Raw genomic sequence first — 26,555 nt, forward strand, 5'->3', positions numbered from 1 at the left:
AATGGACGAAGTAGAAGAAAAAGAAGGACAGTTGAGCATTGAGCTCGACGACAAGATTGCCAAGGGAGTATACTCTAACTTAGCAATTATCAACCACTCGTCTACCGAGTTCGTAGTCGATTTTGTGAGCGTAATGCCAGGTATGCCCAAAGGGAAAGTGCGCAGTCGCATTATCCTTACCCCTGAGCACGCCAAACGTCTGCTATTCGCCTTAGATGATAATATCCAGAAGTTTGAACAAGCCAATGGCACTATTACCAATAGCGACGACCGTCACGCCATACCTCTCTTTGGTGTAACCGGACAAGCTTAATTTAATTACAAATAATCATAACTTTGCCAAAGATGTTAACCGCCTGTGTGGTTCACACCTTTGGCATTTTTTTATTACACTTCCTTCAAAAGCCAATTCCTTTTTTAGCTTTTTACCTTTTATCACCCTACTAAACTTACTTTTAATGTCATTTTTCTTCGCTCTCTATCCCTCTCTATCCCTCTCATACATAGTGCATTACACACCCTTCCTATACCAATCGTCCAAGATTCGTATAAGCTTCCTATAAGCTCTCTATAAGCTCCCCATACCCAAAATACCTCTCTACCACCAAAAAAATATATCTTTTTCTTACCTTTTCTTTCTATCAATAAATCAGTGACTTAAACACTTCTATTACAAAAATATTGATTATTTTTGGTACTATGTATTGCATAATACTTATTTTTGTCGTATCTTTGCCCCGAATTTAAAAACATCAAAACTATGGAAGAATTTAATGTCGAAAAAACAAGAACACAAATGCGCAAAGGCATCTTAGAAATGTGTATTCTTTCCATTATTGACAAAAACAAAGAAGCTTATGTTTCCGACCTGATTGAGGCGCTCAAAACAGCCGATATGATAGTGGTCGAAGGAACGTTATACCCTTTGCTTACCCGATTGAAAAACAGCGGGCTACTTACCTATCAATGGAAAGAATCTACTTCAGGGCCTCCTCGTAAATACTACATACTAACCGAATCAGGCAGACGCTTCCTAAACGAAACCGTAAAAGCCTGGCGTGATTTACAAACAATGATTGATAAAATTATTTAAATTATGGACAAAATAAAAAACATCAGTTTGGGTGGTTTTTCTTTTATCATCGAAGAAACCGCCTACAATGCCCTCAATAACTATCTCAATGAGGTGCGTAATCATTTGAACCAAAATACCGATAGAGAAGAAATTCTCTACGATGTAGAGCAACGTATGGCTGAACTACTGAAAGTTCGTCTTAAAGAGCGCGAAGTAGTAATCGGTCAAGACGTGCAATATCTTATAGAAGTATTAGGTCGTCCCGAACAATACGTTGAGAGTGAAGAAACCTCTTCTGCTGAAACCAAATTTACTTTTTCTTCTTTGAAAGGGCGAAAGCTATACCGCGATATCGACGATAAGAAAATCGGTGGCGTACTCTCAGGCATAGCCCATTACCTTCAATACGACGTTACTTGGGTACGCATCTTCTTTCTATTAGTCTTACTGGTGAATATCTTCATTCTTCACTTTTTTACCTCTGCTCTGTTACTCTTGTATATTGCGTTTTGGGCTGTGGTACCTCCCGCACGCACAGCCGCTCAGAAGTTAGAAATGAAAGGTGAAGCCGTAACCATCGATACCCTTTCCAACTTTTCTTTTACGAGCAAAGAAACCCTAAAACCTCAAAGGAATGGCTTCCCTGTCTTACTGAAAGTAATACTCTACTTTATTGCGATTCTATTACTATTGCCATTGCTTATATCCTTAATAGCCGTAGTGCTCTCCTTATTTGGTATAACCGTATTCGGAAGCATTAGTCTGCTTGCCCTTAACGATTTTCTTCCCTTTATAGTGACGGCAACTTGGCAACACACTTTGTTGTACCTTTCAGCAGTATTATTACTCTTGTTTCCTGTTTCAGTTATTTTACTGCTTTGCTTCAAACTTTTTGTAAAGGATTTTCATACACCCAAAAGCTGGATAGTATTCAATGTATTGAGCTTAACCGTAGGTATCATAGGAGGTTTCACAGTCTTAGGAACTGTTTTAAGAGACTTTACCTCCGAAACCGTTATACAAGAAAAAATACCCGTTGTTACCACTTCCGATACTTTGGTAGTACACCGTAACTATACTCACAAAACGAGTCTTATGGGTATCAAAAACGATAGTCTTGTGGTTGCCGATTGTAATTTCAATGTTAATGAATTACCCGAAGGCGCACAGCCCTATATTGAAGTCTCTACCCATTCAAGAGGCAGAAACATAGGTCAAGCCGAACAATATACTAAAAATATTCATTATACTTTACAAGTGAAAGATAACCAAATCACTATCCCTGAAACCTATCAAATAGCAAAAGGAGATTTCTATCGCGCACAACGCCTGCAAATCACTTTATTTGTACCCAAAGGTAAGGAAGTAAAAAGAGATTAATGTAATTTTTTTGTCATTCGTAATTTGTAATTCGCAATTATTTTGTACTTTTGCACGGTTTTTGTTATAAGATGAAAATCTATAGAATTTAAATACGTAATTAACTAATAGAATGAAAAAATCATTTATCTGGGTTGCCTTAGCAACTTTCCTATTTGTGGGCTGTCGGGCTACTAAAGTTAGTGCCGATATGGACAAAGCTCCCACAACACCTTTAGCTCAGAAAACTTACAATGATGCTACCCTCAAAGGTTGGCCTCACGAAGGTTTTAAACAAAACTTCCCTGGACTGAACTTGCAAGAAGCCTATGCCCTACTCAAAGGTCTTACCCCTAAAAAAGTAATCGTAGGAGTGGTAGATTCCGGTGTGGATATCAACCACGAAGACCTTAAAAACGTAGTGTGGGTAAACACTAAAGAAATTCCTGACAACGGAATTGACGACGACAAAAACGGTTATGTAGACGACGTACACGGCTGGAACTTCCTCGGTAATATAGCGCAAGAAAATACCGAGATGACTCGTATTTACAAAACTAAGGATAAGAAAAATCCTGATTATGCCAATGCTAAAAAAGAATTCGATAAAGAAACTGCCGAAACTAAAAAACGCAAAGGCTATTATGAGCAACTTATCCAAATAACTGAATTTGCCGATAACAACTTACGTAAAATCACAGGTAAAGAAGTGTATACCGCCAAAGACATCGATGCTGCTACCAAAGGCAAAACTTTCGATGCCCCTACTACCGAGATGATTCAGTTTATGAAACAGCTATTAGCAGATGTCTCTAATTCTGGTGATATCAAAAAAGAACTCAACGACGCTATCGAGTATTTCGATACAAAACTGAAATATCACCTCAACCCCGATTTTTCACCTCGTAAAACTATCTTAAAAGATAATGAAAACGACTTTACCAAAAAGTATTACGGCAATAATAACGTAATAGGTCCCAATATCAAAGATGCCTTACACGGCACACACGTGGCAGGTATCATTGGTGCTGAACGCAATAACGGAATCGGTATGAATGGGGTTGCCGATAATGTACTCATTATGGCAGTACGTGCTGTCCCCGATGGTGATGAGTACGACAAAGATATCGCTCTTGCTTTGCGCTATGCAGTAGATAACGGAGCCAAAGTGATAAACACCAGCTTTGGTAAAGCTTTCTCTCCTCACAAAGAATGGGTGTATGACGCTATCAAATACGCAGCTTCTAAAGATGTTCTTATCGTAAACGCTGCGGGTAACGACTCTCAAGATATCGACGTGAAAGATACTTATCCTAACGACGAAGTAAACAAGAAAGAAATCTCTGATAACTTCCTTACCGTAGGGGCTTTGAACTATGAGTATAACAAGAATTTTGTAGCCTCTTTCTCAAACTATGGTAAACGCAACGTCGATGTATTTGCTCCTGGGGTAAAAATCTATTCTACCACTCCTGAGAATAAATACGAGTTCTTGCAAGGAACCTCAATGGCTTCTCCCGAAGTAGCCGGAGTTGCAGCCTTGTTGCGTTCTTACTTCCCAAGTCTTAGTGCAGCCGAAGTGAAGAAAATCATTATGGAGTCTGGTGTAAAAGTAGATATGAAAGTATTCGTAGGTGAAGATGATGATGAAGGTAAAAAACGCAAAGAAATGAACTTCGCCGACCTTTCTACTACAGGTACTATTGTAAATGCTAAAAATGCAGTAATCTTAGCCGCTAAAATTACTAAAACAAAACTTAGCAAATAGAAATTTATATAATACAATGAAAAGCCGTATGAGAAATTCTCACACGGCTTTTTTCATATTTGCTTGTTATTCATTAAATCATTAGCATTTTAAATGCCTGTCGTGCTACGACTGCTACGACTTATTTGTGAGTACTATAAAGTTCTGCAACTTTCGCCCAATTAATCACGTTAAAAAATGCCTCAATATAATCAGGACGACGGTTCTGATAGTGCAAGTAATAAGCGTGTTCCCACACATCTAATCCCAAGATAGGAAAACCTCCGCAACCAGTGTTAGGCATTAGCGGGTTATCTTGGTTTGCAGTAGAGCAAATCTCAAGTTTACCTCCTTTGTGTACACAAAGCCACGCCCAACCAGAGCCAAAACGAGTAGCCGCAGCCTTGCTAAAAACTTCTTTGAAAGCTTCAAAACTTCCAAAAGCCTCTTCAATTGCCTTAGCCAATTCTCCCGTAGGTTTACCTCCGCCATTAGGACTCATCACTTCCCAGAAAAGATTGTGATTGTAAAAACCGCCAGCGTTATTGCGAAGAGCAGCATTGTTCATATCAAGTGAGGTAAGAATTTCCTCAATAGTTTTGCCTTCTACCCCTGCTGGAGCCAAAGCCGTATTCAGGTTCGTGGTATAAGCGTTGTGGTGCTTAGTATAGTGTATTTCCATTGTACGCGCATCGATGTAAGGTTCAAGCGCATTGTAAGCATACGGTAATTTAGGTAATGTAAACATAGTATTTTCTTTTTAAATTTTTAGCAAAAGTACTATAAAAGTTAATTGGTTGAGATACTTTAATGATAGATTTTCCTTATATAGGTATAATTATATTTGGAAAGTATAATTATTTTCATACCTTTGCAAGGTATTTTTCTTTTACAAAAACCCACTACCCTATAATTATGAAACATTGTATCTTTTTTCTCCTTTATAGCTTTATTTTCGCTACTTATGCGCAAGAGCTTTCACTTTTAGACCGCCTTTCTGCTATTAAAAACGGCGGTAAAGATTTTTATGCTATTGATGGCTATATCATTACTAATGAAAATTTGAACCTCCCTTTTGATGAGAAAGGATTCAAAAAAGCTTACCGCAAACTAAAAGTAACAGCGCAAGAAGCTACTGCCAATCCTCGTGTGCTTGTTGATAACTATATGGTAGTAAAAGAAACTGACGAGGGCGTGCAAAGTTTGTATTTTGTAAAAAACAAAGCTAATAATATTGCTCTTATTTATTTTGCTAAATTCAAAAACAGAGAACCTGAGGTAGAAGAAGCCCTAGTAAATCTCATTGTAGAAAACAAAATTCCCGAAGATAAATACGCTCCTACTGATGCGAGTAGTATCAATTTCGCAGGCAGAACCATTCCGCTAATGGATGACTGTTATTTTACGGGTATTAACACTGTGCTATGCCCTTATAATGGCGGGATGAACTGGGACATATACCGCACCTTGGAAGACGCCCAACAAGCCGTTGCCGACCAGTTTGCTGTGAACACACAGCGCAAAAGTGTCAAACCGACACAAGAGGAAGAAGTAGACGTTATCTTTGAAGAAGTGCCTACCAAAGCCAAGAGAGTAGTGTTTGACCTCAAAGGGGTAACTTCGCTTTTAGCCGGAATGTCCGGTGGCAAAACACTTACGGTATACTATGTTGCGCAAGTGGTGCGCAATCGTCCCGTGGGCTGTGTGATGAGCTTTTGGAATAACGATAATATCAACTCCAATACAGGTTTACCCTTGCTTTTAAGCCGTGTAATGCGATTGAAATAAACAACCTCTTTTAACCACTATATGAAAAAACACCTATTAGGGCTCTTATGCCCTTTATGTCTCATCGCACAAAACAAAACTACTCAAAAACCTAACGTGATCATCATTGTAGCCGATGATTTAGGCTATGGCGACCTAAGTTGCTATGGCGAAAAGACAATTCATACCCCGCAGGTAGCCTCTCTCGCCAAACAAGGAATGGTCTTTACGAACGTACATTCCACCGCTGCCACTTGCACACCTTCGCGCTATTCACTCTTCACGGGCTTGTACAATTGGCGACGCAATGACACTGGTATTGCTCCTGGTGATGCTGCTATGGTCATTCGTCCTGAGCAAACCACCATTGCCGATGTGTTCAAAGCAGCAGGCTATACTACTGGCGCTATTGGCAAATGGCACTTAGGCTTAGGAGGCGAACGCGGTAAACAGGATTGGAACGGCTTTATCACACCTGGACCTTCCGATATAGGCTTCGAATATTCCTGCATAATGGCTGCCACAGCCGACCGTGTGCCTTGCGTATGGATAGAAAACCAACGCGTAGCCAATTACGACTCCTCAGCACCCATCGAAGTGAGCTATAGCAAGCCTTTTGAAGGTGAACCTACGGGTAAGAACAACCCCGAACTGCTCACTAAGCTCAAACCTTCCTTACACCACGGTCACGACCAAGCCATAGTGAACGGCATTTCGCGTATCGGCTATATGAAAGGGGGTGGCAAAGCACTCTGGACGGACGAACATCTCGCCGATACCATTGTAGCCAAAACGGTAAAATACATCGAAAATCACAAATCACAACCTTTCTTTCTCTATGTGGGTACTAATGATATACACGTACCTCGGTACCCCAATCCGCGTTTTGTAGGCAAAAGTGGTATGGGTTACCGCGGTGATGCAATTTTCCAATTCGACTGGACTGTGGGTGAAATCGTAAAAGCCCTCAAAGCTAATAAGCTATACGATAATACGCTCATCATTATCACCAGCGACAACGGTCCTGTGATAGACGATGGTTATCAAGATCAAGCCGAAGAGCTCTTAGGCAGACATCGTCCGTGGGGAGCTTTTCACAACCACGGAGGCAAGTACAGCAATTACGAAGCAGGTACGCGTGTGCCCTTTATCGTACGCTATCCTAAGATAGTGAAAAAAGGTACTTCCGACGCTTTGCTCTCACATATCGACCTTTTTGCCTCTTTGAGTAAATTTATTGGTACTGAGATACCCGCAGGAGCAGCCACCGATAGCGAAGATTACCTCAAAGCCTTCTTAGGCAAGGACAAGAAAGGTCGCCCTTATGTAATAGCCTCTGGGGGAGCGCTCTCCATCACCGATGGTCGTTGGAAATATGTAGTCCCCAGCGACAACCCCTCTTATCAACCCCTCACTCGCACACATCTGGGCAACTATCCTGAGCCCCGATTGTACGACCTCAAAGAAGACATAATGGAGCTCTACAATGTAGCAAAAGACCATCCCGAAGAGCTCACCAGACTCAAAACAATGCTCGACAATATTAAAAACAGAAAATAGTGCTTTAACAATCAATAATAAAATTCGCTCCAAAAAAGATAGATACTTTTTGGAGCGATGTAATATCAATACTTTTTCTTTTATTCTCCCTTCTATTTCCGCTTTTCTTTCGTTTATTCTTCATCTGTCCGTGTAGCTCGCTCCGTCTTTTGTTCGTTCTTTAGTCATTGTAGAGCCACTGTAGACCCACTGTAGAGCCACTGTAGACCCACTGTAGACCCACTGTAGACCCACTGTAGACCCACTGTAGAGCCACTGTAGACCCACTCATCATTCGCCTTACCTTTGTCTTTCCGTCGCTACATACTTTGCCAAAGTTGAAATCCCCTTCGCATTACCTTCGTCATTCGTCATTCATCATTCGTCATCTCTTTCTTTTACTTTTTACATAAATCCCATTTTTTGTCATTTGCTAATTATTTTCTATTTTTGCACTTTAAACAACATCTGTTCCGATGGAAGACAATACACCTCAAAACACTACTCCACAGGGAGATAGCATCATTAAAGTCACAGGTATGTACCAAGATTGGTTCTTGGATTATGCTTCGTACGTAATCCTCGAACGCGCTGTACCAGCAATCGAAGATGGCTTTAAGCCCGTACAACGCCGTATTATGCACTCGCTTAAAGAATTAGACGATGGTCGCTACAACAAGGTGGCTAATGTCGTGGGGAATACAATGCAGTATCACCCTCACGGCGATGCGAGTATAGGCGATGCTATTGTGCAAATCGGTCAGAAGGACTTGCTCATCGATACGCAAGGTAACTGGGGAAATATCCTCACAGGTGATGATGCGGCAGCTCCTCGTTATATCGAGGCACGTCTTTCTAAGTTTGCCCTCGATGTAGTCTTTAGCCCTAAGGTAACCGAATGGCAATCCAGCTATGATGGCCGTAAGAAAGAGCCTATCAGTTTGCCAGTGAAGTTTCCGCTCCTCTTGGCACAAGGTACCGAGGGAATAGCCGTGGGGCTTTCTACCAAAATATTACCTCACAACTTCATCGAGCTTATTGAGGCTTCCATTGCTTACCTCAAAAATAAACCTTTTGAGTTATACCCCGATTTCCCTACTGCGGGTATTATGGACGTAAGTGGCTATAACGATGGGGCAAGAGGCGGACGTGTGCGGGTGCGTGCTAAGATTTCGCAACTCGACAAGAGTACGCTTTGCATCACCGAAATTCCGTTTACTACCACCACTACCTCGCTCATCGACTCTATACTGAAAGCCAACGAAAAAGGCAAGATAAAAATCAAAAAGGTAGACGATAACACAGCTGCCAATGTAGAGATATTGGTGCACTTGCCCAACGGCACGTCACCCGATAAGACTATCGATGCACTCTACGCCTTCACTGCCTGCGAAACGGCTATTTCGCCCATTACCTGTGTGATTGAGAACAACAAACCGCATTTTCTCACCGTTTCAGAAGTGTTGCGTCGCAGTACCGACCGCACAGTAAGTCTTCTCAAACAAGAGCTCGAAATTGAACTTTCTGAACTCGAAATGCAATGGCACAGTGCCTCGCTCGAAAAGATTTTCATCAGAGAAGAGATGTATATTGACTTCAAGAAGTACACCGACAGAGAAAGTTTGTACGAGTACTTGTACCAGCGTTTTGAACCTTTCAAAAAAGATTTACTCCGTGAGATTACCGATGACGATTTGGCTAAACTCACCCAAATACCAATGATTCGCATCACCCGCTTCGACTCTTATAAGGCTGATGAAAATATCCTCAAAATTGAAGCCGATATCGAGGAAGTGAAAAACCACCTCGCAAACCTTATCGACTATGCAATTTCCCATTTCGAACGACTCAAAAAGACTTATGGTAAGGGGCGTGAACGGAAAACCGAAATGCGCGTATTCGATACCATCGAGGCGACCAAAGTAGTGGTGCGCAATACCAAACTCTATGTGAACAGAGCTGAAGGTTTTGTAGGTACAGGCTTACGCAAAGATGAGTATGTAGGTGATTGCAGTGATATCGACGATGTGATTGTATTTACCGAAAGCGGTGCGATGTACGTTACCAAAGTAGCTGAGAAACAATATATAGAGAAAAACATCATACACGTAGCGGTCTTTAAGAAAGACGATAAGCGCACCGTGTACAATATGATTTATAAGGACGGACAAACGGGCTTCTCCTATATCAAGCGTTTCAACGTTACGGGTATTACCCGCGATAAGAAATACGAGCTCATTCCTCAACACAAAGAGTCGCGTGTACTCTATTTCACAGCCAACCCTAATGGTGAAGCCGAAGTGGTAACCGTGAACTTGCGTCAGTTAGGCACTTTGCGCAAACTGCGATGGGATATCGATTTTGCCGATACCCTCATCAAAGGGCGTGGCGTGAAAGGAAACCTCGTGAGCAAATATGCTATCAAGCGCATCGAGCTAAAAGAAAAAGGTGTATCAACGCTCAAACCGCGCAAGATATGGTTCGACGATATTGTAAAACGCCTCAACACCGAAGAACGCGGTACGCTACTGGGGGCTTTCAAAGGCGATGACCGTATGCTTCTCATCACCAAAGAGGGCGTCGTGAAGACCATTATCCCCGAATTGAGTCTGCATTTCGAGAACAATATCGCCGTAATGGAAAAATGGGTGCCCGAGAAACCTATTTCGGTAATTTACTACGATGGTGAGAAAGAACGCGTGTTTGTAAAACGCTTTGTGGTAGAGAACGAAAACCGCGAAGAGTTAGTCATTACCGAACATCCTAAATCACAATTGCTCTTTGTCTCTGCCGATTGGCGACCTATGGCTGAGGTGGTCTTCACCAAAGAAAAAGGCAAGGAGAAAGAGAACCTCATTGTGAATTTAGAAGAGTTCATCAGTGTAAAAGGTATCAAAGCCTTGGGCAACCAGCTCACTACCGACAAGGTGAAAACTGTCAACCCCCTTGAATCTCTCCCCTACGAAGAACCCCAAGAAGAGGAACCCGTAGAAGACCTCGGTGATGAAGAAATTGTCCCTCCTTCCTCTGAAAATGATAGTGACGGCACCCAAACAGAATTAGAATTCTGAGATAACGATGAATAATCAAGTCGCTTTTGCATCGCTACACTTTGCCAAAGTTTTTAATTGCTCGTCGTGCTACGACCTTTGGCAAAGTTGATTGAGCAGTATATCCGAATAATATCCTAATAATCACCTGCTGGTGCAAATTTACGGCTTGTCCCCTTCGGGGGTTCGGGGGCTTTAATATAAAAACAAACCTTATGAAAAACTATATCACACTCTTTGTCATATTGTTGTTGGGAAGGAATGTAGCGGTGGCACAAGAGAGTAAAGAAGCTGTACTCCACCGGCTCAACCAAACCATTGAGCAGAGTGCTACTTATATACAAGCCAAAGAACAGCGTATTACTTCCTTGGGAAAGACTCTTAAAAAAGCCTCTCAACCAACAGAAAAATACGACCTGCACAAACAATTGTATACCGAATACCGAAAATTTAAGGTCGATTCGGCAGTAGCCTATTTGCTGAAAAACGAACAAATAGCAATCGCTTTAAAGGATACCGAAAAGCAAGACGAAACCCATATCCTACTTTCTAAACTCTACTCGGTAAAAGGAATGTACATAGAAGCGTTGCAACTGCTAAAAGCTATCGATAAACACCGATTACCCAAGAAATCTCTGTGTGAATATTACGATTCGTGTTATGCCTTGTGCAGTCATTATGGGCAAAGTATCAATAATAGTGCTTATTTAAGTGCCTCCAACCGCTACCGCGATTCCTTATTATTGTGCATAGACAAACAGTCGCTTACTTTTAAAGTAAACAGTGCTATCGATGAGTTCTTTACAGGAGACAAAAACCGTGCTATGCAACAGTTTCAGCAACTATTGCCTCAAACTACCGAAGAGGAACCTGAACGTGCTATAATAGCTTATTATTTAGGTCTTGTAGAACGAGAAAAAGGAAATGACGACCTTCAAGAGTACTATTTTGCCCTTTCTGCTATCGCCGACATCAAAAATGCAATCAAAGATAACGCTTCCTTGCAGAGCTTAGCGCTTACTTACTACAAACGAGGGAATATAAGCAAAGCCTATCAGTTTATCAAAATGGCTATCGATGATGCTAGCTTCTGCAATGTGCGACACCGCGCCGAAGAAGGTGCCTCTTTCTATTCCATCATCAACACCGCCTATCAAGAGAAAGAAGCCAAACAAAAGAAAGAATTACAATTGTATTTGGTACTCATCAGCGTATTATCAGTAGCCTTGATTATCGCTTTGGTATATGTGTACAAACAAGTTAAGCGATTGATAAAGATACGTAAAGAACTCTCTTACAGTAATCAGCAACTCGAAAAGCTCAATACCGACCTACAACTGATGAACCAAAACCTCGAAGAGGCAAACCTCAACCTCGAGGAGGCAAACCTTATTAAAGAAGAGTATATTGCTCATTTCTTCAACCTCTGTTCTGCTTATATCGATAAGATTGAGAACTACCGAAAACTACTCTACAAAAAGGCTTCTAAACATCAGTTTGACGACCTTACCAAGTTGCTAAAATCTACCACTGTGGTAGAACAAGAATTAGAGGAACTTTACAAGAATTTCGACACTATCTTCCTGAATATATACCCACATTTTGTAATCCACTTCAATGCTCTTTTAGAGGAAGGAGAGCAAATCTTACCTAAAAAAGGTGAACTACTCAATACCGAATTGCGTATCTTTGCTCTCATTCGTTTAGGCATCACCGATAGTAATAAGATAGCCGAATTCTTGCGCTATTCTCTTCGCACAGTGTACAACTATCGCACCAAAGTACGGAATAAAGCGAAAGGAGAACGCGATACTTTCGAAGAAAAAGTGAAGAAAATACGTAATTAATAGGTGAAATTTCAGTACTTTTTTAAGCTTTTTTTACAATTCAATTAGCTAATATTCAATTGGATATTTTTTGAAAGCAGTACTTTTCTAATACTCAATTACGCACAAGTGTTTTTTTGCTGTACTTTTGGAGCAACTAAACAAACGTAATGTTTTTATTTTATGAAAGTACTCAAAGAACATTTAATGCTAATGATGGTACTGTTAGTAGGCTTTGTAGGTTTTGCCCAAGCACAATACAGCAGAGTAACAGGTACCGTAACCGATGACAAAGGAGCACCTCTTCCTGGTGTTTCTGTAGTAATAAAAGGTACTACCAAAGGCGTAGCTACTGATTTCGACGGTAAGTATACACTTACTGAAGTAGCTCGAGGAGCTGTTTTAGAGTTTTCTTCTGTAGGCTACAAAACCCTCGATTTAAAAGTAACAGGTGAACAGCTCAATGTCAAACTTTCTGAAGTTGCCCAAGACCTCGATGAGATAGTAGTAGTGGGCTATGGTACTCAAAAACGTGGTGATGTAACCACTGCTATCACCTCAGTAAAGACCCAAGACCTCGACCAACGTCCTGTAACCTCAGCTGCACAGGCTATTCAAGGGCGTGCTGCGGGTATCCAAGTAGTACAACCTAATGGTGCTCCAGGCGCAGGCTTGGCAGTGCGCATTCGCGGGAATACCTCTATCAGCGCTTCCAACGACCCTCTATATGTGGTAGATGGTATCCCAGTGCAAGACATCAGTGGGATTGCACCTACCGATATTGAGAGTATGCAAGTACTTAAAGACGCTTCCTCAGCAGCTATCTACGGTTCACGTGCTGCTAATGGCGTAGTGCTTATCACTACCAAACACGGAAAACGCAACGAGCCTAAAGTATCTGTTAATACTTATGTGGGTATCTCGCAAGTAGCCAAACGCATAGAATCCTTAAATACGGCTCAATACAACGAACTGATGAAAGAAACAGGTGCTGTTACTCTTCCTTCAGGACTTACCGACAAAACCGATTGGTTCGACGAGACCTTCCGCAAGAGTATTATCCGCAATACACAGCTTTCTTTCTCAAATGCAACTGAAAATACCAAGTATTACATTTCAGCAGGTAACTCTAAAGATGAAGGGGTTATTCGCTCTTCTTTTTTCGAGCGTTATAATGTGCGCCTCAACTTAGAAACCAAAATGCGCAAATGGCTCACTTTTGAAACTAATCTATCCTATTCCGATTACTCGTCTAATGGTATTATCACCGGTACGGGCTCTAACCGCGCTGGGGTAGTGCTTTCGGTAATCAATACCCCTAAATACGCCCCTATATGGAGTGATAAACCCGGTGAAGAAGGTTGGTATTACTACAATTTCTATGGAGCAAACCTCACTCACCCTGTAGAGAATATCTCTCGTAATGCTGACAATACCTCTAAGAGCAATCGCTTGGTAGGAAGTGTATCGGCTATTGTAACTTTCTTGCCGAGCTTGAAGTTCAAATCTACAGTAGGTATCGACCGTTTAGGACGCACTCAAACCCATTGGACAGACCCTAAACTCACCGAATATGGACGTAAGATCTTCGGTACTGCCGACGATATTCGTACTAACAACACTGTGATGACTTACGACAATTTGCTTACCTTCGATAAGAGTTTCGGCAAGCATAACCTTTCTGCTTTGGCAGGTACTTCAGGAACGGTATCTAAATGGAACGAAAGCTATTTGTATGCCTCTCACTTCCTTACACCCGACATCAAAACCCTCAACGCTGCCAATAAAATAGAACAAGGTAGTGGTTCGAGTGCTGCCGAATGGGCAATTATGTCGTATTTAGGTCGTATTTCTTATAACTACGATAGCAAATACCTTCTCACAGCTAATTTCCGCGCCGATGGTTCTTCAAAATTAGCACCTGGAAAACGCTGGGGGTACTTCCCTTCTGTATCCGTCGGTTGGCGTATCTCACAAGAAAACTTCTTGAAGAATGTAGAATGGCTTAGCGAACTCAAATTGCGCGGTGGCTGGGGACAAACAGGTAACCAAGCTGGTATATCCGATTACGGCTACTTACAACGCTTTTCTATCACTCGTCAAAACTGGTGGGAGGCAGGCAAAGGTGATGCAATGGTAACTTTGCGCCCTAATTCATTCTCTAACCCTAACCTCACTTGGGAAACCACCACTCAAAGCAATATAGGGCTCGACCTTTCACTTTTCAAAAACCGTATCTCTTTAGCGGTAGATGCTTACCTTAAAAAGACTACCAATTTGCTAATGGATGTGCCTCTTCCTGCTACTTCACCAGTACCTTCTATCTATCGCAATGAGGGCGAAATGACCAATAAAGGGTTAGAGTTCTCTGTGGATAGTCGTAACCTTACAGGTAATTTTGAATGGAATACGAACTTCAATATCTCGTTCAACCGCAATGAGCTAACCAAACTTACCCTTCAAAAAGTGTATTACTACGCCAGCACTTCCGAAGCTATTACTGAACAAGTGGTGCGTATTACCGAAGGGCAGCCTTTGGGCAAGTTCTGGGGATTTATAAGTGAAGGAGTAGACCCTCAAACAGGTAATATCAAATACAAAGACCTTAATGGTGATGGTAAAATCTCAGTGTCCGATAAAACTTATATAGGCGACCCTAACCCCGATTTTACCTTTGGGCTTACCAATGACTTCACTTATAAGAACTTTACTTTGAGTGTTTTCTTCCAAGGTTCTTATGGTAATGATATCTACAACGCTTCTCGTATAGAAACTGAAGGTATGTACGATGGTAAAAACCAATCAACTGCCGTGCTCAACCGTTGGAGAAAACCTGGTGATATTACCGACATTCCTCGTGCTGTAAGAAGTGCCGATAACATCAAAGCCTCTTCGCGATGGGTAGAAGATGGTTCGTATTTGCGTCTCAAAACACTTACTCTGGCTTACAACCTCTCCAATGAGGAGTTGTTGAGATATGGTATTCGCAAGATACAACCTTATTTCACAGCTCAAAACCTTTGGACACTCACTAACTACAAAGGATTTGACCCCGAAGTAAACCAAGGGCTTTCAGGTCCTACGATGGGTATCGATTGGGGTACTTATCCTCAAACCAAAACTTTTATCTTTGGCTTAAACATTGATTTTTAAGAAGAAACTTTCATTTATTAATAACTTACCCTAATAGTTCGCCTTTGCGGATTGTCCCCCTTCGGGGGTTCGGGGGCTAATAAAACTATACAAAAATGAAAAGATATATATACCTTGCACTCTCGTTAGTAGCACTAACGGCGTGCAGTTTAGATAAAGACCCTATTTCGGAGTTCAACGAGAAAAACACAACTGCCGAGGGCAAAAGCTCTTCTGCTATAGAAACCAAAGCACAAATGCAAACCCGCTACGAGGCTATCTATGCTTTCGTACGAGGTAGCGCGCAAGAGTTCTGGACGTTAGACTTCCTCCAAAATACCGAAACTCGTGCCGATAACGCTTATGCAGGTACTTCTGGCGTCGAGATTACTTCTATAGAACAGAACAGCCAAGATGCATCTAACGGAAATATCAAACGTGATTGGCAAAAATACTTAGAAGGTATCAACTTAGCCAATGTAGTAATTGCTAATGTAGATAAAGTGCCCGATGCCTCGCTTACAACAACTGAACGCAAACAGTGGAAAGCCGAAGCTAAAATACTCAAAGCGTGGCTTTTATTCGATATGGTACGCTTTTGGGGAGCAGTCCCTATTCCTCCTATTGAAGTCCCTGAAATATCATCTGAAAATGTAGAAGAAACCTACAAATTGCTCTTTCCTGAACGCACTTCAGTTGCCGAGGTGTACAACATCATTCGCACCAACCTTGAGGAGGCTCTCGTCGATGCTCCTGCTGTGAAGGCTAACGATAAGTTCTTCTTTAGTCGTGCAGTTGCCAATGCACTTTTAGCTCACGTATATGCCGAAAAACCTATACGCGACTACAACAAAACCATTCAGTATTGCGCAGCCGTAGAAGCCGATGGCTTTTCTCTCTTGCCTAATTACGCCGATTTATTTCAAATCAACGATGCTAAAACCGATGTAAAAGTGCGTAACTCTGCCGAGTCTATCTTCGAAATTACCTACTCTCAAGGCGGACAAACGTGGTTACCAGGGCTCTTCGGCTTAAACTACACCAACCCCAATAGCACTTACGACTGGGCAAAATGGGTAACCCCTTCACGCGATCTCATAGCTGCTTTTGATGCTGAGGGCGATACCGTGCGCAAAGATCAAGCTATCGTTTGGGGGCAACCCTCTTGGGAAAATTATTACCCTTCTAAACACTATCCTTTTATGTACAAAATACGTTCAGGAGGCAGTAGCATCATCAAGTTGCGTTTAGCCGATATCCTCTTGCTCAAAGCTGAAGCTTATGCCACTTTAGGTCAAACTGCCGAGGCGGCTGCCTTAGTAAATCAAGTGCGTGCAAGGGTAGGACTTGCTGCTATTTCCACCTCTCTTTCACAAGAACAAATGAAAGTAGCCGTACTCAAAGAACGTCGCCTTGAATTAGCATTTGAAGGTTTCCGTTGGTTCGATTTGGTGCGTAACGATAAAGCCATTGAAACAATGAACTCTCTCAACGCAAGAGATACTGGTAGACTAAAACAAACCTACCCGCTCAACGAGAACACAGTGCTTTATCCTATCCCACAAACTGAATTAGAAAACAATAAAAAACTTACCCAAAATCCTGGTTACTAATGAAATTATTTCCGTCTTTTTTACTTGTAATACTCTGGAGCATCGCTTCTTGCAGCTGCCAGAAAAAATCCAACACAGGGGAGGAACCTACTCCTCCCCCTGTTGTTGAGCCATCGGTAGGTAAAGTGAGCGTATTGCTGACTACAGCCAATCGTCAAAAAGAATTCTACAAAGAGCAAACCGACCTAAAGCTCATCAAAAACCCTAACGCATCTTATAGTATCACCCTAAAACCCGCTGAAAAATTCCAAACTATCTATGGTTTCGGGGCTGCTATTACAGGTTCTACCTGCTATAACTTGATGCAGATGTCCCCAGCCGATAGAAAAAATTTCCTCATTCAAACCTTCTCTGAAACTGAAGGTTTTGGACAGAATTTCGTGCGTATATCCATCGGCTGTTCCGACTTTTCTCTAAGTGAATACACCCTTTGCGATACCAAGGGAATAGAGCATTTTGCCCTCACCAAAGAGGAAACGCAATACGTGATTCCTATACTCAAAGAGATTCTCGCTATCAACCCCAAAGTGCAAATCATAGGCTCTCCTTGGACACCTCCACGCTGGATGAAAGTTAATAATCTTACCGATTTACAACCTCATAACCAATGGACAAGCGGTCAGCTAAACCCCGCTCACTATCAGGATTATGCGTTGTACTTCGCCAAATGGTTGCAAGCGATGAAAGACAATGGATTGAACGTCAATGCCATCACTATACAAAACGAACCTCTCAATAGGGGCAACTCGGCTTCTATGTATATGGGATGGGACGAACAGCTCGCCTTTATCAAAAACGCCTTAGGGAAAACTCTGCGCAACAAAGGCTTTGCTGAGGTTAAAATCTACCTCTTCGACCATAACTACAACTACGATAATATACCTTCGCAACAGCAATACCCCTTACATATCTATAAAGATACCGATGCCTCTCAGTACGTTGCGGGGGCTGCTTACCATAACTATGGGGGAAATCCTAACGAATTGAGCAACATTCATAACCAATACCCCAATAAAGAACTCATCTTTACAGAAAGCTCCATAGGTACTTGGAATGACGGTCGCAATCTTGAACGCCGTCTCACCGAAGATATGCAAGAGCTCGGTATCAAAACCCTCAACAATCATTGCAAGGCGGTGATGGTGTGGAATTTGATGCTCGACGAGCAGGGAGCTCCCAATCGTGAAGGCGGTTGCAAAACTTGTTTTGGTGCGGTCGATATCCAAACATCCGATTATAAGACGATGCAACGCAATTCGCACTACTATGTGATAAGTCATCTTTCGGCAGTCATCAAGCAAGGTGCGACCCGTATAGGCGTTGAGAAAACCACCGACGACAACATGCAATGTACCGCATTCGAGAACCCCGACGGCTCTTTGGCTTGTGTGTTGTTGAATAAAAAGAAAGAAGCAACCTATCTGACTCTAAACACCGGCAAGCACTATTTCTCTTATGAAGTACCCGCTAACAGCGTGGTATCCTTTTTGATACCTAAAATATAAACAGAAATTGTAAACTTTGCCAGAGCTCGTAGCACGAGAGGCTATAATAACTTTGGCAAAGTTGAACATCAACAAATTAATTAAGCAAATGAAAAGAATATTACTGTTGTTATTCCTATTAGTAACAACCTTTGCGAGTGCGCAAACCGCAACCCCTACAACCCTTATCAAAACCGTTATTCCATTTGAACAACGCGACGAGACTTCTTGGATTACCCGTTATCAAGGCGATATCAATCGTTATCAGAAGGAGAATAAACGCTTAAAAGACCTCTCTTGCGACGTACTCTTTCTGGGAAGTTCATCTATCAATCTGTGGGATACTATCTATGAAGATTTCGCCCCACTGAAACTCATTCGTCGTTCCTACGGAGGGGCTACTTTGCGCGATATGATTTACAATTACAACACTATCGCCAAAGGCTATACCCCTAAGAGCATTTTGCTATACGTGGAAAACGATTTGGGCAATCATAAGGAAGGTGTAAATGCCGTGAAGTGCTTTGATCTTTTCCGTATATTTATCGACAAACTCAAAAAAGACTACCCCAATACGCCTCTGATTGTAGTATCGCTAAAACCCTCACAACACAAAGCCGACCAGCTGAAAGACCAGCTATTGGTAAACGCCCTTTTAGAGGAAAACGCCCCCGCACAAGGCTATACTTATGTAGATATTACCAAAGTAATGTACGATGAAGCGGGTAATCTTCGCACTGATATCTTTAAAGAAGACAACCTACATATGAATGCCGAAGGTTATAAGCTCTGGACAGCCATTCTCAAACCGCTTCTTATTAAAAAAGTGAGAGGAGAATAGATTAGCAAGTTAACCGATTAACAGATTTGTAAATGAAGAATGAGACGTATATTAGCAGATACAGAACTTTTAGATTGCTGAAAAAATGTTAAAGTATGCTAAAAGGACAAGAAAAACACAAACTTTTTTAGGAGGTACTCATTTTTCATCTTAAATATCTAAAATACTAATGATCAGTTTATTCTATTACTTTTTATATTTTACTTTTCAGCCACTTTGGACGAACCTAAAGCGAACCTAAGGCGAAGGTAAGGCGAAGCTAAACCGAAGATAAGGCGTTACTAAACTGAAAATCAATTGGCTAAAAAGAGGTATGAAAATCTGAAGAAAATATGTTAAAAATTAGTTTTTGACGAAAAAAACGCAAAAATATTATCTCTGAAAAAAAATGAAATTTGTTTTATTAAGAGGTAGTATTTCTATTTGCTCAATTCTAAGAACACTAACAACTAAAAATGACTAATATGAAAAATATAAAAACTTTACTGCTTTGCTGTGTCGTAGGTACGCTCTCAGCCCAGCAAACGCCTGTTTATTTAGACGCTTCGCAACCCATTGAGAAACGTATAGACGATGCCCTCTCGCGAATGACCTTAGAGGAAAAAGTAGCTATGTGCCACGCTCAATCTAAGTTCAGTGCCCCTGGCGTGCCCCGTTTGGGTATCCCCGAAAATTGGATGACCGATGGTCCTCACGGCATACGCCCGGAAGTACTCTGGGACGAGTGGAATCAAGCAGGATGGACAAATGATAAATGTACCGCTTTCCCCGCTCTCACTTGCCTTGCTGCCACGTGGAATCCCGCTCTCAGCAAAGCCTACGGAAAAGCCATAGGTGAAGAAGCCCGCTATCGCAACAAAAACGTACTCTTAGGTCCTGGGGTGAACATTTACCGCATTCCTCTCAACGGTCGCAATTTCGAGTATATGGGTGAAGACCCTTATTTGGCATCCAAAATGGTCGTGCCTTATGTGCAAGGCGTGCAAGCCAATGGTGTGGCTGCCTGTGTGAAGCACTATGCGCTTAACAATCAAGAAATCAACCGCCATACAGTGAATGTAAAGGTAGACGACCGCGCCTTGTATGAGATTTACCTCCCCGCTTTTAAAGCCGCTGTGCAAGAGGGAAAAGCGTGGAGCATAATGGGGTCTTATAACAAATACAAAGACCAATGGGCTTGCCAAAACCAATATCTATTGCAAGACATCTTGCGCAAAGAATGGGGCTTCGACGGTGCCGTAGTATCCGATTGGGGCGGAGTGAACAATACCGATGGCGCTGCCCTCCACGGATTGGATATGGAATTTGGTACTTGGACTGACGGAATGGTCGAAAACCGCTCGAATGCTTACGACCATTACTTCCTTGCTCAACCCTTTCTCGAAAAACTGAAATCAGGGGAAATAAAAGAAGAAGTAGTGAATGAAAAGGTGCGCAATATCCTCCGACTTGTATTCCGCACCAATATGGCAGCCAATCGCCCCTTTGGGTCATTCGCCTCACCAGAACACTTTGCTGTAGCTCGCAAGATAGGACAAGAGGGTATCATACTACTCAAAAACGATAAAAATGTATTGCCTATCGACGTTAAAAAGGCAAAAACCATAGCCGTAATAGGTGAGAATGCTATAAAAATGATGACCGTAGGTGGAGGAAGTTCTTCACTGAAAGCCGTTCACGAGATACTCCCCTTAGACGGAATTAAAAATCGTGTGGGCAATACTGCCAAAGTGCTCTATGCACGTGGCTATGCCAGCGACGATTACAAAGACCAAGACGGGCTTGCTGCCAACGACATCACCGATAAACGTCCTGCGCAAGAACTCCTTGCCGAAGCCGTAAAAACTGCCCAACAAGCTGATGTAGTTATCTTTATAGGCGGACTCAACAAACACGACGGTCAGGATTGCGAAGGTAACGACCGTAAACAATACGGCTTACCTTACGGACAAGATGCTGTGATTGAAGCTTTGGCAAAAGCCAATAAAAACTTAGCAGTAGTACTCATTTCGGGGAATGCAATGGCGATGCCTTGGGTGAAAAGTGTGCCTGCCATTGTACAAGATTGGTATTTAGGTTCCGAAGCAGGTAACTCCCTCGCCGATGTACTCTTCGGTGATGTAAACCCCTCAGGAAAATTGCCTTTCACTTTCCCAGTGCGTTTGGAAGACAATGGAGCCATAGCCTTAGGTGAATACCCAGGTGATAAAGATGTTACCTACCACGAAGGCATTTTGGTAGGCTACCGCTACGCCGATACCAAAGGTGTAAAACCGCTATTCCCTTTCGGTCACGGACTTTCTTACACTACTTTCAAATACGGCAAACTCACTGCCGACAAGAAAACCACCAACGGCGATATCAACTTCTCGATAACAGTACAGAACACCGGCAAACGCGATGGTGCTGAAGTAGTACAACTCTATTTGCACGACGAAGAAGCCTCAGTATTACGTCCGTACAAAGAGCTCAAAGGTTTTGAGAAAGTATTCTTGAAGGCAGGAGAAACCAAAACCGTAACCTTCCACATCACCAAGCAAGATCTCTCCTTCTTCGACCCCAACCAACACGCTTGGGTAGCCGAAAAAGGAACTTTTAAAGCGTTAGTAGGAACCTCTTCTGGCGACATTAAAAGCACAGTAGATTTCACCTTAGAATAAATATTTTTTACTTTTCATATGAGAAAAGCTTGAAGTCTTGTGGACTTCAAGCTTTTTTGCTTAAAGGAGCTTGAGACATTTTGCCAAAGTTGGATTGGCGACAACATTTTTTCATCATTTATCATTTATCATTCGCAATTGTTTTTTATCTTTGCCACATTATTAAGTGTCTATAATGAAGAAAAACATACTCCTCGCCCTGCTTTCAGGGGCTTTACTCGCTTGTGCGTGGGTAACTTACGGCATTACTGCCCTTATATTCATTGCCTTAGTGCCTCTCTTACTAATGGAAGCGCGCATTAGGCGTGATTACCAGCATACCAAACGCAAGGTGTTTGCACTCTCTTATTTGGCTTTTCTCACTTGGAATATACCTACCACCTGGTGGATATGGTACTCTACCCAAATAGGGGCAATTTTTGCTATTTTGGCAAACACTCTCTTGATGACACTCACTTTCTTGCTCTATCATATCGTAGCGAAACGTATGAACCGGAAAGTGTCGCTCGTTTTCTTAGTAGCGATATGGCTCTCTTTTGAGAAATTCCACCTCACGTGGGACGTTTCTTGGCCTTGGCTGAACTTAGGAAACGTTTTTTCCGAACAAGTTACGTGGATACAGTGGTACGAATATACGGGCACTTTCGGAGGCTCACTATGGGTATGGCTTGTGAATATTGTACTTTTTATAGGCTTAACTGATTATCTTTCTACTAAAAACCGTAAAGCATTTGCTCGAAAAGTAGGGGTGGCAATGCTCTTTTTTGCTATTCCTGTGGTGATTTCGTATTTCCAGTATATCAATTATAGCGAAGCAGGCAAAAAGACAATCAATGCTATTGTTTTACAACCTAATATTGATCCTTATCAAGAAAAATACGCACTTTCCAATCAAGAAGTAGGTAGGCTCTTGGTACAACTTGCCACTGAAAATATAGACAACCAAGTGAATTTTATCATCACTCCCGAAACGGTTTTTGCTGAGAACATTAAGTTACAAGATTTACCTGTTTCGTGGGAAGTATCTATTTTGCGTACTTTACTCAGTCACTATCCTAATGTAAACTGGATAGCAGGAGCTTCTATGATTGAGTTTGTAAGAGACAAAGCCCAGACAACCTCACAAAGCAACTACTTGCCCGACTATGGTTTTTGGTACAACGATTACAATTCGGCTTTCTTGCTCAATCGCAATGCCGAAGTACCACTGTATCACAAGAGCAAACTGGTGGTAGCAGTGGAAAATTTCCCTTATCAGCAGGTGCTAAAACCTATTTTAGGCGAAACCCTTATCAACCTTGGCGGTACGGTAGCCCTGAAAACTACCCAGCCTGAACGCACTGCCTTTGCAGGAGTAGACACCGAGGGCAAGGCAGCACCTATCATTTGCTATGAGACTATCTATGGTGAGTTTGTAACGGGCTATATTAAGAAAGGGGCTAACTTCTTGGCTATCCTTACCAACGATGCGTGGTGGCGCGATACGCAGGGTTACAAACAGCTACTCAGTTACACCCGCTTGCGTGCGATTGAAACCCGTCGCAGCGTAGCCCGCAGTGCTAATACAGGCGTTTCCGCTTTTATCAATGGTAGGGGAGATATACTCAAAACTCTTCCTTACGGCACCCGAGGTAGTTTGAAAGGTACCATCGCCTTAAACGACGAACTCACATTTTACGTTCAAATGGGCGACTACATCGCTCGCATTGCGTATTTCTTGGCGTTTTTTGTTTTCTTATATGCGGTATTGAGGAAACGTGAAAAAAGGTCGTAGCACGACGGACAACTAAAAATTTGGCAAAGTTGAATACTTCTATTTGTATCACTTTTCTAACGACTAAAAAACTAACGCGTAAATCGTATGGAACACTACATTTCAAACGAAGTCCTTCTGCTTGAGCAACTAACAGCTATTATAGAAGGCGATACACAACTGAAACTCTCAGAAGAAGCGGTAATTAATATCGAAACTTGTCACCGTTTTCTCAGTGATTATCTCCAAAAAGACCCCAAAGCTCTGAACAATCTTTCGGTAGACTCTATGTCCCTCTTGCGCCATTATGCTTGTGGCATAGGTGAGCGCATTCCTAACGAGATTGTCAAGCTGATGCTTTTCCTAAAAATACAATCCTTCTCCTACGGCTATAGTGGTGTACGATTAGCTTTGGTGCAACGTCTCATCGACTTTTATAATCAGGGGGTCTTCCCTGTAGTTTATTCCAAAGATATCCCCGATGAACGCATTGCCTTAGCACACCTTGCCTTGCCTCTGTTCGGTGAAGGCGAAGTGTGCATACAGCACAAAGTCTATTCGGCTCAAGAGTTAGAAGGCAAATACGGTTGGCAACCTCTATCGTCAGAAGGACGCGAAGCCGATGCTCTGCTCAATGGAACCCAGCTCACCACCGCTTATGGCATCTACAACCTTAGCAAATCGCTCAAACTTATTCAGTGGGCAGACTTTGTAGCATCGGTTTCCACCCAAGTATTTGGAGGCAACCTCTCGGCATTCTCGGAAGCAATGCAAGTGGTACGTCCGCACAAAGGACTTGTAGAAACTGCTGAACATCTTCGTATGCTTCTGAAAGACAGTGTCCTCTCTGAGCACCCACAAGCCTTCTCGTCTATGCCCGAAGCTTTTTGCTCTATCCCTCAAATACACGGAGCCGTCCGAGAGTCGATTGCGGCTATTCGTAAGGTAATTAAAACCGAGATGAACTCAGTTACCGATAATCCTATTCTCTTCCCCGAAACTCAAGAAGTTATCTTCGGAGGTAATTCACATACTCTGCCTCTCTCATTAGCAATGGACTTTTTGGCGATTACTCTCACCAGCTTGGGCAATATCAGCGAGCGACGCGTGTTCTACTTGCTTTCTAATATCGGTAAAGAGATAGAAACTGAAATAGATTACCCCATTTTTCAACGAATTATTGAAGGAATATTGAACGAAAACCGTCGTCTTTCCACTCCTGCGAGCATCGAGAGTCCAATTTTATTTGAAAAAACAATAGACATTAAAGGAATGGGGGGTAGTTCAGCTATTAAATGCGAGCAAGTAGTGAAGAATATAGAGGAAATATTGGCTATTGAACTCATTTTGGCTACTTCACTGTGGAAAAAGAAACAATTTGAGCATCATTCAGCTTTATTTAAGGAATATCTCTCTTTTATGGCAGAAGAGGAAGTAACTACCCTCAAGAAGCAAATAGAGCACACAATAAGGTTTTTTGAGATGAACAATGAATAATTGATAATTAATTCATATCTTTGGGGCAAAATTGTTCAATTTTAATTATTAAAAGTTATGCTGAAATTACAAACTGTTCTTTCTTTGGTATTATCGATGTTTGCCTTTCATATATTTGCACAAGGCGAAAAACCTAATAATTTGACGATGTTTATAGGCACTTATACCGAAGGAGGCAATTCTAAAGGTATTTATACCTATCGTTTTAATCAGGAGAATGGAACTTTCGAACTGCTGAGCAGTGCCACCGCAGCCAATCCTTCTTTCTTGACGTTATCCCCCGATGGGAAACATCTGTACGCAGTAAGCGAATATAACGACGGGCGACAAGGAGCTTATTCGTTTGATTTGAGTCAAGATAAAGCGCTTTTGAGTTATCCCGTTTTTCAATCCACCGTCCCTAAGGAGAGTTCTAAGGAAGAACCGAAACAGGCGGGTGCTGACCCTTGTCATATTGTTACTGACGGTAACTATGTAATTACGGCTAATTATACAGGGGGCGACATCAGTGTTTTCCCGCTAGATGCAGAAGGTAAATTAAAAGCAGAGACACAGCATATTGCTTTTGTAGGAAAGACACCCAAGCGCGTGGCACATATCCACTGCATTATTCCCACCCCTGATAAAAAGTATATATTAGCAACTGATTTGGGCAACGACCGCGTATATCGCTTTCGTTACAACAAGAAAGCACGTAAAAACGCTGAGGTACTCACCGCTCAGCGAGTAGCTTATGAGGTGAGCGACGGACAAGGACCTCGTCATCTTACGTTTAGTAAAGATGGACGTTTTGCTTATTTGATAGGCGAATTGGGCGGAGAGTGTGTAGTGCTGGGCTATCACAAGGGTAAACTGAAAGAAGTGCAACGCTTAATGGCTGATGAAGGCGGCGGACGAGGCAGTGCCGATATACATATCAGTCCAGATGGGCGTTTCTTATATACCTCACACAGATTAAAGAAAGACGGTATTGCTATCTTTGCTATCGACCCTGAGAAGGGTACTCTCACGAAAGTAGGATACCAACTCACAGGTATTCACCCCCGCAATTTTGCGATTACTCCCAATGGTAAATATCTTTTAGTAGCTTGCCGAGATGATAATAAGATACAAGTGTTTCAGCGTGATGAAGTAACAGGTGAGCTCACCGATACGTCGCTTAATATCAGTGTAGATAAACCTACTTGTGTGACGTTTGTAAAATTGAACTAA

18 protein-coding genes are annotated in these 26,555 nt (G+C 42.1%); 16 read left to right on the forward strand and 2 right to left on the reverse strand.

All coding sequences use genetic code 11. The features are described from left to right. Position 1 precedes the first annotated feature (1 nt). From HW278_RS03450 to HW278_RS03465, 4 genes are all read left to right on the forward strand, one after another. Positions 2-313, forward strand: a complete 312-nt coding sequence (locus HW278_RS03450) for a DUF3467 domain-containing protein (protein ID WP_106096426.1) — start codon at positions 2-4, stop codon at positions 311-313. A 447-nt stretch (positions 314-760) separates the two neighbouring features. After that, positions 761-1,093 (forward strand): PadR family transcriptional regulator, encoded by a 333-nt coding sequence (locus HW278_RS03455; protein WP_002673691.1) that lies wholly within the window; start codon positions 761-763, stop codon positions 1,091-1,093. A gap of 3 nt (positions 1,094-1,096) precedes the next feature. Then, the gene (locus HW278_RS03460) at positions 1,097-2,455 is read left to right on the forward strand and encodes a PspC domain-containing protein (protein ID WP_178976937.1); all 1,359 of its coding nucleotides are present in this window, start codon (positions 1,097-1,099) and stop codon (positions 2,453-2,455) included. A 112-nt stretch (positions 2,456-2,567) separates the two neighbouring features. Beyond that, positions 2,568-4,202 (forward strand): S8 family peptidase, encoded by a 1,635-nt coding sequence (locus HW278_RS03465; protein WP_178976938.1) that lies wholly within the window; start codon positions 2,568-2,570, stop codon positions 4,200-4,202. Positions 4,203-4,323: 121 nt separating this feature from the next. Here the strand turns inward: HW278_RS03465 and HW278_RS03470 are convergent, their stop codons facing one another. Further along, positions 4,324-4,929 carry a superoxide dismutase gene (locus HW278_RS03470; protein ID WP_002673703.1) on the reverse strand — a complete coding sequence of 202 codons (606 nt, stop codon included), beginning with the start codon at positions 4,927-4,929 and terminating at the stop codon, positions 4,324-4,326. Positions 4,930-5,096: 167 nt separating this feature from the next. Here HW278_RS03470 and HW278_RS12235 point away from each other — a divergent pair, with 167 nt between their 5' ends. Both HW278_RS12235 and HW278_RS03480 read left to right on the forward strand, forming a co-directional pair. Continuing rightward, positions 5,097-5,969: a hypothetical protein gene (locus tag HW278_RS12235; RefSeq protein WP_181954878.1), complete on the forward strand. Its 873-nt coding sequence runs from the start codon at positions 5,097-5,099 to the stop codon at positions 5,967-5,969. Between the two features lie 21 nt (positions 5,970-5,990). Beyond that, complete coding sequence (locus tag HW278_RS03480) at positions 5,991-7,508, forward strand: sulfatase-like hydrolase/transferase (protein WP_178976939.1); 1,518 nt, start codon at positions 5,991-5,993, stop codon at positions 7,506-7,508. Positions 7,509-7,628: 120 nt separating this feature from the next. Here HW278_RS03480 and HW278_RS03485 read toward each other — a convergent pair whose 3' ends face one another. Further along, entirely contained in the window at positions 7,629-7,775 is a 147-nt protein-coding gene (locus HW278_RS03485; protein WP_178976940.1) for a hypothetical protein, read from the reverse strand. Between the two features lie 188 nt (positions 7,776-7,963). Here HW278_RS03485 and HW278_RS03490 point away from each other — a divergent pair, with 188 nt between their 5' ends. From HW278_RS03490 to HW278_RS03535, 10 genes are all read left to right on the forward strand, one after another. Next, the gene (locus HW278_RS03490) at positions 7,964-10,558 is read left to right on the forward strand and encodes a DNA gyrase/topoisomerase IV subunit A (protein WP_178976941.1); all 2,595 of its coding nucleotides are present in this window, start codon (positions 7,964-7,966) and stop codon (positions 10,556-10,558) included. A gap of 194 nt (positions 10,559-10,752) precedes the next feature. Continuing rightward, complete coding sequence (locus HW278_RS03495) at positions 10,753-12,384, forward strand: DUF6377 domain-containing protein (protein ID WP_178976942.1); 1,632 nt, start codon at positions 10,753-10,755, stop codon at positions 12,382-12,384. Positions 12,385-12,546: 162 nt separating this feature from the next. Continuing rightward, entirely contained in the window at positions 12,547-15,516 is a 2,970-nt protein-coding gene (locus HW278_RS03500) for a SusC/RagA family TonB-linked outer membrane protein (protein ID WP_178976943.1), read from the forward strand. A gap of 95 nt (positions 15,517-15,611) precedes the next feature. Beyond that, on the forward strand, positions 15,612-17,108 hold the full coding sequence (locus tag HW278_RS03505; RefSeq protein ID WP_178976944.1) for a RagB/SusD family nutrient uptake outer membrane protein: 1,497 nt from the start codon (positions 15,612-15,614) through the stop codon (positions 17,106-17,108). Beyond that, a complete protein-coding gene (locus HW278_RS03510; RefSeq protein ID WP_178976945.1) occupies positions 17,108-18,613 on the forward strand; it encodes a glycoside hydrolase family 30 protein in 1,506 nt (501 codons plus the stop codon). Before HW278_RS03505 ends, HW278_RS03510 begins: the two co-directional genes overlap by 1 nt. Positions 18,614-18,701: 88 nt before the next feature. After that, positions 18,702-19,433, forward strand: a complete 732-nt coding sequence (locus HW278_RS03515) for a GDSL-type esterase/lipase family protein (RefSeq protein WP_178976946.1) — start codon at positions 18,702-18,704, stop codon at positions 19,431-19,433. A 455-nt stretch (positions 19,434-19,888) separates the two neighbouring features. Next, positions 19,889-22,093, forward strand: coding sequence for a glycoside hydrolase family 3 C-terminal domain-containing protein (locus HW278_RS03520; RefSeq protein ID WP_178976947.1), 2,205 nt, complete (start codon positions 19,889-19,891; stop codon positions 22,091-22,093). A gap of 175 nt (positions 22,094-22,268) precedes the next feature. Beyond that, positions 22,269-23,867: an apolipoprotein N-acyltransferase gene (gene lnt / locus HW278_RS03525; protein WP_178976948.1), complete on the forward strand. Its 1,599-nt coding sequence runs from the start codon at positions 22,269-22,271 to the stop codon at positions 23,865-23,867. 87 nt (positions 23,868-23,954) lie between these two features. Beyond that, positions 23,955-25,343, forward strand: a complete 1,389-nt coding sequence (locus HW278_RS03530) for an aromatic amino acid ammonia-lyase (protein WP_178976949.1) — start codon at positions 23,955-23,957, stop codon at positions 25,341-25,343. 57 nt (positions 25,344-25,400) lie between these two features. After that, entirely contained in the window at positions 25,401-26,555 is a 1,155-nt protein-coding gene (locus HW278_RS03535) for a lactonase family protein (protein ID WP_178976950.1), read from the forward strand.

It is taken from the genome of Capnocytophaga sp. oral taxon 902 (assembly GCF_013394735.1).
GTDB lineage: Bacteria > Bacteroidota > Bacteroidia > Flavobacteriales > Flavobacteriaceae > Capnocytophaga > Capnocytophaga ochracea.